Genomic DNA, 10,345 nt, shown 5'->3' on the forward strand with positions numbered 1-10,345 from the left:
CTTCCCGGCCTCCCCCGGATCCTACGCATCCGAACGCATGGGCTGAGCGGCTGGAAAAGGCGGGGGCGCATTCTCAGTGCCTCCGCACGGCCTCCCGAGGCTGCCCGTGGCGGCACAGGCGCGCTGCTTGAAAAGCCTGCAGCGCCTTCGGCGAAAGCCAAAAAGGCTTGGGCCCTGGCGAAAATCAGCCCGCGAAGAACGCAAGAACTTCGCGCGGCGCGATCACCAGCGCCACAGCCGCCAGATAGCCGGCGGCCAGAGCGGCCAGGCAGGCATAATCGGACAAGCCGGGGTTCGAGGAGCGGAAAACGTGTTTCATGCGGAATACCTTTGCAGAGCCGCTGCGGCGCCCTCAGGCGCACCGGCATAGCGGCGGAACGGAGCCGAGCGCAGCAGAAGATCGTCGCGCAATGTCTTGCCGCCGGGCCAGGGGCCGAACCCCGAGGCGACGTTTACATGGCCGGAGAAGCCGAGATCGACGAGATCGCTCCCCCAGGCGCGGGCGAGGGCGGAGGCGCGCGAATAGCTCATCCAGGGGTCGTTGCGGCTCGCGACGACGGTGGACGGGACCGCGATCCGCGCCTCCGGGATCGGGCCGAAATGACCGATGCGCGCCGCGCCTTCGGTCTCGGCCGGGGCGACGAGCAGCACCGCGCGCACCTGCAGCTGCGGCATCGCGGTGAGCAGCCGCGCGATCAGCGTGGCGCCCAGAGAATGGCCGACGAGAATGCTGTCCGGGTGGCGCAGGATCATGCAGAGCAGCTCGATTTTCCAGGCCGCCGGCGCCGGTGCGGAGGGCCGCGGCAGCTCCACCGTCAGCGCATCATGCTCCGTTGCCGCCCACCAGTGCTGCCAATGCGGCGCGGGCGAAGCGTCCAGCCCGGGGACCAGCAGGGTTTTCGTCATCGCCACCTCCCTCGTCGGATCATCGGCGTCATCCCGCAAAATCTATCAAGAAAGTCGTGTATCGTGTTTCCATATTGCATCCGGCAGAGAGAAAAATATTCTCTCAGCGGTTGCGGGTGTCGACCGGGTAGGCGGTGGTGAACTTCATCCGCTCCATCGCGAAATGCGAGGTTACGTTCTTGATCGGAACCGCATCGGTCAGGCGTTTGTACAGCGCGTCGAAGGCGGCCATATCGGGCACGGCCACGCGCAGCAGATAGTCCATCTCCCCGGCCATGCGGTAGGATTCCATGATCTGCGGCAGGCTTTCGATCGCCTTCTGGAAGGCCGCGCGCCATTCGGCGGAATGATCCGGTGCCTCGATGCCAACAAAGACCGTCAGCCCGAAACCGAGCTTCTCGGGATCGGCAAGCGCCACCCGCGCCGTCAGCACCCCGCTGTCGTTCAGCCGCTGGATACGCTTCCAGCACGGCGTCTGCGACAGGCCCACCTTTTCGCCGATCGCGGCGATGGGGAGGGTGGCGTCCCGCATGAGTTCCGCGACGATTTTCCGGTCGATAAGGTCCAGCGTTTCCATGGGCCGCTCCTGTCTTGTTCGCCCCTCAGGCGGGGACAGGCATCAGGATGGCGTAAAAAACGCAAATGTCTATCTGTTTTATCGTAATTTAGCGCGCGTTGATTTTTCGCGGATTTTCATCGGTTTGTGCGGGTCGGCAGCAAAGTTGTTCGCGAAAATCGTGGCAAGTCGACGTTGATTCTCGAATATGTTCTGCGTAGGGTCAGACGATGATCACGCAGAAGATGAAATACGCGCTGAAGGCCCTGCTCGTCCTGGCGGATGAGGCCGAAAAGGAAAAGCCCGAAGCCCTGACGATCGAGGAGATCGCCAAGCGCTCGAGCACGCCGAAGCGGTTTCTGGAGCATATCCTGCTCGAAGTGCGCAACGCAGGCGTGATCGCCTCGATTCGCGGCCGCTCCGGCGGATATGTCCTGATCAAGAAGCCTTCCGAAATCTCCATCTCGGAGCTGCTGCGGGTGATCGACGGGCCGATCGCGCCGCTGCCCTGCCTGTCGCGCCGCTCCTATCAGCGCTGCGAGGATTGCGTGGACGAGGCGAGCTGCCGGATCCGCAAGGTGTTCGCCGAGGTGTTCTGGTCCTACCTGCTGATCATCGACTCACTCACGCTTGAGGACATGTGCCGCTCCTCGGCGGTGGCCGATCAGGTCATAGGCGCCTGAGGCGCGCCCCCAATTCCCTGATATCGCATGGAAACGGGCCTTTCGCGGGAGGGCGCCGCCTGCTTTTCCTGGAGAAGGATCTTCTCCTCGCGGGCTAAAGAATGGCGAAAGAATTCCTTTGAAATACTCGACCCGATCTGTCGATATTTAAGGACGGTTGGGCAGGGTGCCCCTCCGCTGAGCGACAGGAGAAGGCCGATGACCACGACCACATTCGCCGATTCCCGGCTGAGGCAGGCCGGTGCCGCGATGCCCGGCAAGGGCACCGATGTCAGGGCGTCTTGCGCCGTGCGCCTGGTGGACCGGCGCACCGGCCAGACCCACCGGGTCAACGGCAGCCCGGTGATCGTTTTCACCCGTCAGCCCGATCAGGCGGTGGCCGATCTGCTCAAGGGCCGTGATCGCTCCGTCTGGGAGGTGAGAATCGACCGGCTGCAGCAGGGAGGGGCGCACTGATGCCCTGGATGAGTGTCGGCCCTGCGCCATCCCATATGTCTTTCGCCGCCGCCGCTGCGGCCGGTTCCGGAATGAAGGAGACCATCATGCAGATCATTTCGCGCCGGCCCAGTGAGGATGCCGCGCCGCGCACCCGGTGGCTCCGGGGGGCGCTCTCGGCCTTGACGATTGCGGCGCTGGCCGTTGGCGGGCTGGCTGCGCCGGTGCGGGCCGAAGCGCTGCTGAACGTCAGCTACGACCCGACCCGCGAGCTCTACCGCGATTTCAACGAGGTCTTCGCGAAATACTGGGCCGCGCAGGGCAATGAAGCGCCTGCGATCGAGACCAGCCATGGCGGCTCGGGCAGCCAGGCGCGCTCCGTGATCGACGGGCTCGATGCGCAGGTGGTGACGCTCGCGCTTGCGTCCGACATCGACAAGATCGCCTTCGCGGGCAAGCTGCCGGCCGACTGGCAAGCGAAGCTGCCGCACAACGCTTCGCCCTATACCTCGACCATCGTCTTCCTGGTGCGCAAGGGCAACCCTAAGGGGCTGCAGGACTGGGGCGACCTGATCAAGGACGGCGTCGAGGTCATTACCCCGAACCCGAAGACCAGCGGCGGCGCGCGCTGGAACTATCTGGCCGCCTGGGCCTGGGCCGAGAAGAACGGCAAGGATCCGAAGGAATACCTGCACGCGCTGTTCGCGCATGTGCCGGTTCTGGACAGCGGCGCGCGGGGCGCGACCACGACCTTCGCGCAGCGCGGCATCGGCGATGTGCTGCTGGCCTGGGAGAACGAGGCCTATCTGGCGCAGAAGGAACTGGGCGAGGATGAGTTCGACATCGTCGTGCCCTCGGTGAGCATCCTCGCGGAGCCGCCGGTGGCGCTGGTCGAGGCGAACATCAAATCCGACGCGCAGCGCAAGCTGGCCGAGGCCTATCTGAACTATCTCTATTCGCCCGAAGGGCAGGCCATCGCCTTCAAGCACTATTACCGCGCCTGGGATACCTCCAAGGCCGACCCGGCCGATGTGGCCCGCTTCCCGAAGATCGATCTCGTCACCATCGACGACCTCGGCGGATGGAAGAAGGTTCAGCCCGAGCATTTCGGCGATGGCGGCATCTTCGACCAGATCTATACCGCGAAATGAGGTGACCCTTTGGGCAGACCGCTGATCCACCGATCCCCCATGCCCGGGCTTGGCCTGTCCATGGGGATCACCCTGACGATGCTTTCGCTCGTCGTGCTTCTGCCCATCGGCGCCCTTCTCCTGAAGGGCGCCACTTTCGGCATTGACGGCATCTGGCAGACCATCAACCGCGAGCGGGTCTGGCGCGCGCTGTTGCTCTCGTTCCGGCTGTCGCTGTTCGCGGCGGCGTTCAACCTGGTGTTCGGGATGATCCTGGCCTGGGTGCTGGTGCGCTACCGCTTCCCGGGGCGGCGGATCCTGGATGCGGCGGTGGATCTGCCCTTCGCGCTGCCCACTGCGGTCGCGGGGATCGCGCTGACCACGCTCTATGCGCCCAACGGCTTCTTCGGCGAACTCGCGCGCGATGCCGGCTGGAAGATCGCCTATACGCAATGGGGGATCTTCGTTGCGCTGGTATTCGTGGGGCTCCCCTTCGTCACCCGTACGGTGCAGCCGGTGGTGGAGGAGATCGAGCATGAGGTCGAGGAGGCTTCGGCCACGCTCGGCGCGTCGCGTCTGCATACGCTGCGCCATGTGATCCTGCCGATGCTGATGCCCGCCGCGCTGACCGGCTTCGCGCTGTCCATGGCCCGCGCGGTGGGCGAATACGGCAGCGTGATCTTCATCGCCGGCAATATCCCGAACAAGACCGAGATCGCGCCCCTGCTGATCGTGATCCAGCTGGAGGAGTTCAACTACGATGCGGCCGCGGCCATCGGCATCGCGATGCTGCTGATCAGCTTCGCGATGCTGCTGGTGATCAACCTGATCCAGGTCTGGAGCCGCCGGAGGATTGGCCATGTCTGACACCCCTGTCATGCGGTTTCGCAACGCGACCGAGGAAGCGCCGCTGGCGCGCTGGCTGCTGATCGGCCTCTCGCTCCTCGGGGTGGCGGTGCTGATCCTGGCGCCGATGATCGTCGTCTTTGCCGAGGCGCTGGCGAAGGGCTGGGCGGCGGCGGTGGCCAGCCTCGCCAACCGCGACGCGCTGGCCGCGATCCGGCTCACGCTGCTCATCGCGGCGGTATCGCTGCCGCTGAACGCGGCCTTCGGCATTGCGGCGGCCTGGTTCATCACCAAGTTCGATTTCCGCGGCAAGACCTTCCTGATCACCCTGATCGACCTGCCGTTCTCCGTCTCTCCGGTGGTGGCGGGGCTGTGCATCGTCTTGATGTTCGGGGCGAATTCGCTCGTCGGCGGCTGGCTGGTGGCGCAGGGATGGCCGATCGTCTTCGCGCTGCCGGGGATCATCCTTGCGACGATGTTCGTGACCTTCCCCTTCATCGCGCGCGAGCTGATCCCGGTGATGATCGAGCAGGGCAAGGCCGAGGAGGAAGCCGCGCTGACGCTGGGCGCCAGCGGATGGCGCGTGTTCCTCACGGTGACGCTGCCCAAAATCCGCTGGGCGCTGCTCTATGGCGTGCTGCTGTGCAACGCCCGCGCGATGGGCGAATTCGGCGCCGTGGCCGTGGTCTCGGGCAAGATCCGCGGCCAGACCGCGACCATGCCGATCACCATCGAGATGCTCTACAACGAATACCTCTCCGTCGCGGCCTTCAGTCTGGCCGCCGTGCTTACACTGCTCGCCCTTGTCACCCTCCTGCTGAAGACGGCCCTTGATGTCACCCATGCCGATGAACTCGCCGCAACGCACCGCCATTAGGAGAACGCCCATGCATATCGAGATCGACGAAATCTCCAAGCAGTTCGGCGACACGGCCGCGCTGCATCCGGTCACTCTGGCCATTCCGTCGGGGGCGCTGGTGGCGCTGCTGGGGCCTTCGGGCTCGGGCAAGACCACGCTGCTGCGGATCCTGGGCGGGCTCGAATACCCGACGTCGGGCCGGGTCCTGTTCGAGGGGCACGATGCCACCGGCCTGAGCGTGCAGGAGCGCCGCGCGGGCTTCGTGTTCCAGTCCTACGCGCTGTTCCGGCACATGACGGTGTTCGACAATATCGCCTATGGGCTAAAGGCGCGCCCCCGCGCGACAAGGCCGCCAAAGGCGGAGATCGCGCGGCGTGTGGCGAAGCTCCTCGATCTGATCCAGCTGCCCGAGATCGGCGCGCGCTATCCGTCGCAGCTGTCGGGCGGGCAGCGGCAGCGGGTGGCGCTGGCGCGCGCCCTGGCGATCGAGCCGCGGATGCTGCTTCTGGACGAGCCCTTCGGCGCGCTGGATGCAAAGGTGCGCAAGGAACTGCGCCAGGGCCTGCGCGACATCCACGACGAAACCGGCCTGACCACGATCTTCGTCACCCACGATCAGGAGGAGGCGATGGAGCTCGCGGATCTCGTCGTGGTGATGTCGATGGGGCGGATCGAGCAGGTTGGCAAGCCTGCGGATATCCGCGCGCGCCCGGCCACCCCCTTCGTGCGGGAGTTCATCACCGCCTGAGTGAGCGGGTTTTGTATACCAAACGATAGTTTTGTATTCCGCTTCGGGATCGGGTATGACCGGCTGAGACCCAGCCCGGAGAGAGCCATCATGCGCCGTTTCCTGCCCGACACCTTCACGCTGCTGATCGCCGCAACCGTCGGGGTGGCCGCCGTCCTGCCGGCGCATGGCCGGTTTGCCGATATCTTCGCGGTGGCGACCGATCTCGCCATCGCGCTGCTGTTCTTCTTGCACGGCGCCCGGCTTGCGCCCTCCACCGTGCGCGCGGGGATCCTGCACTGGCGGCTGCAGCTGCTGATCCTCGCGGTCACCTTCGGCTTCTTCCCGGTGATCGGGCTCGGGCTCGGGCTGCTGCCCGAGGCCGTTTTGCCGCATCCGCTCTATCTCGGGCTGCTCTATCTGACGCTGCTGCCCTCCACCGTGCAAAGCTCCATCGCCTTCACTTCCATTGCCGGCGGCAACGTTCCCGCGGCGATCTGCGCGGCCTCGCTGTCCAATATCCTCGGCGTGGTGGTGACGCCGCTGCTCGTGGGGGTGATGTTCTCGGTCAGCGGCGGGGCAGGGTTCTCGCTCGATGCCGTGGAGAAGATCCTGCTGCAGCTGCTGGCGCCCTTCGTGCTCGGGCAGCTCCTGCAGCCCTGGATCGGGGCCTGGGTCCGGGGGCACAAGAAGATCCTGATGCCGGTGGACCGCGGCTCGATCCTGATGGTGGTCTATCTGGCCTTCAGCCACGCCATGGCGGCCGGGGTCTGGCGCGAATTCTCGCTCACCGACATTGCCGTGGTGATCCTGATCGACATCGTGGTGCTTGCCCTGGTTCTTGCGCTGACCACCTGGGGCAGCCGGATGCTCGGCTTTTCGCGGGAGGATGAGATCAGCATCGTGTTCTGTGGCTCGAAGAAGAGCCTCGCGAGCGGCGTGCCGATGGCCAACGCAATTTTCCCCGCGGCGACGATCGGCGCCATCGTGCTGCCGGTGATGCTGTTCCACCAGATTCAGCTGATGGCCTGCGCCGTGATCGCGCAACGCTATGCGCGGGCGGCGCAGCGGTGAAAGCCCCGCGCTTCCCGTGGCTTGCGTGGGGTCAGGGGTGGGCCGCAGGCGGCCTCGGGCAGGGGGTGCGCGCGGAAAGCTGCGCTACGCCCCGCCATAGGGCGCGGTGTCTCAAAAAGGCCGTGGAAATCTCATAAAAGCCTCTGGACAGTCCGGAAGAGGTCAATTAGTAAACCCCCATCAGATCGAAGCCAAGCGCTCCGACACGGTGCCCAGATAGCTCAGTTGGTAGAGCAGCGGATTGAAAATCCGCGTGTCGCTGGTTCGATTCCGGCTCTGGGCACCATTTTGCCTATCGTAAGGCAAGAATATCAAGAACATGAGTGACTTACCGTCCCTTCCGGTGCACATTCGGGGGCACACTAGGGTCACATGGGTCTCGTCTTGAAGCACGTCGAGCGCACCGCATCGGGCAGTTTTCAGTATCGTCGCAGGGTTCCGAGGGACGTTGCCTCGGTCATCTCAAAGGCGATGTTCAAGGCCAAGCTCGGGGATTCCGAGAAGGAGGCCCTGAAAGCGTTCCCGAGGGTGCACGCACAGGTGGAGCGTGAGATTGAGATGGCCCGGAGGAGGCTGGCCCTTGCTGACGCCGCATCCTCGCCCACTGCCTCGGAGCGAGAAGCCTATGCCGAAGCCCTGCGTCGTCGGGCTGACCTGATAGCCGCCGGGGCGACCGAGGAGGCCTTGGCACTGACGGCTGACAGCATCGCGGACAGCTACCCTCAGGACCATTACGAGCCGCTTGGGGTGCCCCCCGTGGAGCGCCAGACAATTAACCTGCTGCGCCTTGGGCCGGAGCGATACAGGCCACCGGAGCCGACATTGGACGACGCCCGGAAGCTGTATGTTACAGAGAAGCTAGGCGATGCCGAACGGGCTGACGGGCGCGTTGTGGGCCGGATCGGGCGCGTGGTCGGCATGGTGGCCGAAGCCCTCGGGCGTGACCCCGTGCTTGCCTCGCTGACCCGTGAAGATGCGCGCAAGGTGCGGGACCTTATGCTCAATCGGGTGAAGTCCACGGGGGAGAAGATTTCCGTGGCATCTGTCCAGCGGGAATTGAACACGATCAAGGCCGTGGTCAACTTCGGCAAGGCCGAGTTCGGGCTTCCTGACACATTCCAGAATCCGTTCAATAAGCTGGCATTGGAGGCGACCAAGGGTAGGGGCGAGGCCGATGCCCGCGATCCGCTTCCCCCCGAGGTGCTCAAAGAGGAGCGCTCAAGGGTGCTCGGATCGGCGGGGGACGAGGCCCTGATCTGGCGTTTGCTGGAAGGGACCGGGTGTCGGCTGGCCGAGGTGGCGGGGTTGCGGGTCGAGGATGTGGACACGTCATCTCAGTTCCCCCATGTCCGCGTCACTTGGCACGAGAACCGAAGGGTGAAAACCCAAGCGTCAATTCGCTCGGTGCCCCTTGTAGGTGACGCTCTGGAAGCCGCCAAGGAGGCCCTTGCGTTGGCCCGTGACGGCAACATGGTGTTCCCCTCCTATGGCCGGGACAGGGGGCCAGACGCGGCCTCTGCGGCGCTTATGAAGCATGTCCGGGCGGTGACCGAGAACCCCAAGCACGTTGTCCACTCCCTGCGCCACAATATGAAGGACAGACTCATTCTGGCCGAGGTGTCATCGCTGGACCAGAACCTGATTCTGGGCCATGCCCTCGGGGGCGTCGGGGATCGGGTCTATGGTGGCAGCTTGGCGAACCTCAGGATGACCACGAAGGCGATGAAGAAGGCGATGGGGGTGGAGGAGGACGGGGAGTAGGCCCCGCCAAGGGTCTCAATACTATTGACCCCCCTTTCGCCGTCAGGGCCAGAGTTTGATGCCGAGGGTTTCGGCAATCGTGTTCAGGCCCTTCCGGGTGATGTAGGTGGATTGCACCGCAACCTCGACCCCGTGGACCCAGACTGTCGAGGCGACCACTTCCATCAGCCCATCCTTGCGCTTGTCGGCATACGGGATCGGGCGATTGGTGCGCCGTTCCCTGAAAACCCAGCCGTTGTTGATGAGCCATTTGAAGAAAGTGCGCTGGGCCATGCCGAGTTCCCGTGCCGCGTCGGTGATCGTGTAAGCCCCCTCGGAGGCTGAAAGGCGCTCAAAGGCGGCAACCTTCGGGGCTTGGGCTTCAAGCTGGGCCTTCTGCGCTGCAACCTTCTCGTGAAGGTGGTCGAGAACCCCCGTGAGAACGGCGGGGTCCGCGAGTTCGATCCGCATGGGGGTCGCGGTGCCAGCCTCAAGGGCCTTCCAGCGGGCGATGATGGCGCGCCGGAGGTCCACCCGGTAGCCGGAGACCAGAGTGAGCATTTCTTCCTCGGGCAGGAAGTAGCAGGGCCGTGCAGTTCCGTCCTTGCCGATATAGCTGCCCTGAAAAGTCAGGGCGGCTACGCCAAGGTCGTTCAGCATGGCGCGAATGTCGGCCAGCACGTTGTCATGGCGCTTGCCGGTGATCTCGGCAATTTCCATTGACGACATGGCGGCAGCGGCGGTGCCGGTCGGGGCTGCGGGGAGATTGTCGGTATTCATCAGATTTCCTTTCGATGTGGGAATATCGAGGTCGTTCCTCGGCATGACGCCCCCGGCAGCCTTCCCACGGGCACCCATAGGGCCGGAAAGGATCAGCCGAATGGGGCGCGCAGGGGCGCCATGCGGAAGAACGGTGTGGTGGAGGGAGTGTCCTCCCGGACGGAGAAAGCCCCCGCCTCCTCGGAATGATCGTCTGACGGACAGGTCATCACGCTGCCATGCGCCACGCCAGCCGAGGGATAACTCGACAAAAACGAAGCCGACGTAACGTGCCAGACGATCAATCGGAGGAGGTGGGAGGAGAATGGGGCGCGATGGCCATGCCCCCGGAGACTCACGGAGAGAGCCGTGGAGTGCCACTCTCTGGGCGCAGGTGGGTGTCCTATGCGGGCACCAGTCGGCCTCTTGGCGGGCCTGTGCGAGTCCCTGACGTCCTATCGTGCGCCGTGGAAGGGATCGACCACGAGGCCGCTGGGGTCTCTGTGTTGATTTTCACCCAGAACTGAGCCGGTTGGGCGCATAATTTTCACTGAGAACTGAGCCATGTGAACCTTCCCCCAAAGCGGTGAGCGGCGGGGGCAACGGAGTGATCCACATGGGACTATTGAA

The 10,345-nt window shown here is 64.6% G+C and carries 12 protein-coding genes and 1 tRNA gene; 9 read left to right on the forward strand and 4 right to left on the reverse strand.

Annotation, left to right across the window (positions count from 1 at the left end; genetic code table 11):
* Positions 1–184 precede the first annotated feature (184 nt).
* The 3 genes from ACOMG5_RS16975 to ACOMG5_RS16985 all read right to left on the reverse strand — a co-directional run bounded on the left by ACOMG5_RS16975 (position 185) and on the right by ACOMG5_RS16985 (position 1,483).
* Positions 185–319, reverse strand: coding sequence for a hypothetical protein (locus ACOMG5_RS16975; RefSeq protein ID WP_420344972.1), 135 nt, complete (start codon positions 317–319; stop codon positions 185–187).
* A complete protein-coding gene (locus tag ACOMG5_RS16980; RefSeq protein ID WP_420344973.1) occupies positions 316–906 on the reverse strand; it encodes an RBBP9/YdeN family alpha/beta hydrolase in 591 nt (196 codons plus the stop codon). The genes ACOMG5_RS16975 and ACOMG5_RS16980 overlap by 4 nt, the downstream gene beginning before the upstream one ends.
* Before the next feature lie 103 nt (positions 907–1,009).
* A complete protein-coding gene (locus ACOMG5_RS16985) occupies positions 1,010–1,483 on the reverse strand; it encodes an Lrp/AsnC family transcriptional regulator (protein ID WP_420344974.1) in 474 nt (157 codons plus the stop codon).
* Positions 1,484–1,692: 209 nt separating this feature from the next.
* Between ACOMG5_RS16985 and ACOMG5_RS16990 the strand changes: the two genes are divergently transcribed.
* From ACOMG5_RS16990 to ACOMG5_RS17030, 9 genes are all read left to right on the forward strand, one after another.
* Entirely contained in the window at positions 1,693–2,145 is a 453-nt protein-coding gene (locus tag ACOMG5_RS16990; protein WP_420344975.1) for an RrF2 family transcriptional regulator, read from the forward strand.
* Between the two features lie 198 nt (positions 2,146–2,343).
* Positions 2,344–2,601 (forward strand): hypothetical protein, encoded by a 258-nt coding sequence (locus tag ACOMG5_RS16995; protein WP_420344976.1) that lies wholly within the window; start codon positions 2,344–2,346, stop codon positions 2,599–2,601.
* Between the two features lie 86 nt (positions 2,602–2,687).
* On the forward strand, positions 2,688–3,731 hold the full coding sequence (locus tag ACOMG5_RS17000) for a sulfate ABC transporter substrate-binding protein (protein ID WP_420344977.1): 1,044 nt from the start codon (positions 2,688–2,690) through the stop codon (positions 3,729–3,731).
* Positions 3,732–3,770: 39 nt separating this feature from the next.
* On the forward strand, positions 3,771–4,577 hold the full coding sequence (gene cysT / locus ACOMG5_RS17005) for a sulfate ABC transporter permease subunit CysT (RefSeq protein WP_420344978.1): 807 nt from the start codon (positions 3,771–3,773) through the stop codon (positions 4,575–4,577).
* Positions 4,570–5,433 carry a sulfate ABC transporter permease subunit CysW gene (gene cysW / locus ACOMG5_RS17010; RefSeq protein ID WP_420344979.1) on the forward strand — a complete coding sequence of 288 codons (864 nt, stop codon included), beginning with the start codon at positions 4,570–4,572 and terminating at the stop codon, positions 5,431–5,433. Before cysT ends, cysW begins: the two co-directional genes overlap by 8 nt.
* A gap of 10 nt (positions 5,434–5,443) precedes the next feature.
* On the forward strand, positions 5,444–6,163 hold the full coding sequence (locus ACOMG5_RS17015; RefSeq protein WP_420344980.1) for a sulfate/molybdate ABC transporter ATP-binding protein: 720 nt from the start codon (positions 5,444–5,446) through the stop codon (positions 6,161–6,163).
* Positions 6,164–6,253: 90 nt separating this feature from the next.
* On the forward strand, positions 6,254–7,216 hold the full coding sequence (locus ACOMG5_RS17020; RefSeq protein WP_420344981.1) for a bile acid:sodium symporter family protein: 963 nt from the start codon (positions 6,254–6,256) through the stop codon (positions 7,214–7,216).
* Between the two features lie 210 nt (positions 7,217–7,426).
* A tRNA-Phe gene (locus tag ACOMG5_RS17025) sits at positions 7,427–7,502 on the forward strand.
* A gap of 86 nt (positions 7,503–7,588) precedes the next feature.
* On the forward strand, positions 7,589–8,977 hold the full coding sequence (locus ACOMG5_RS17030) for a tyrosine-type recombinase/integrase (protein WP_420344982.1): 1,389 nt from the start codon (positions 7,589–7,591) through the stop codon (positions 8,975–8,977).
* 42 nt (positions 8,978–9,019) lie between these two features.
* Here ACOMG5_RS17030 and ACOMG5_RS17035 read toward each other — a convergent pair whose 3' ends face one another.
* A complete protein-coding gene (locus ACOMG5_RS17035) occupies positions 9,020–9,736 on the reverse strand; it encodes a phage regulatory protein/antirepressor Ant (RefSeq protein WP_420344983.1) in 717 nt (238 codons plus the stop codon).
* Between the last annotated feature and the right edge of the window lie 609 nt (positions 9,737–10,345).

The sequence above is a fragment of the Paenirhodobacter sp. genome (genome assembly GCF_041916475.1).
Lineage (GTDB): Bacteria > Pseudomonadota > Alphaproteobacteria > Rhodobacterales > Rhodobacteraceae > Rhodobacter.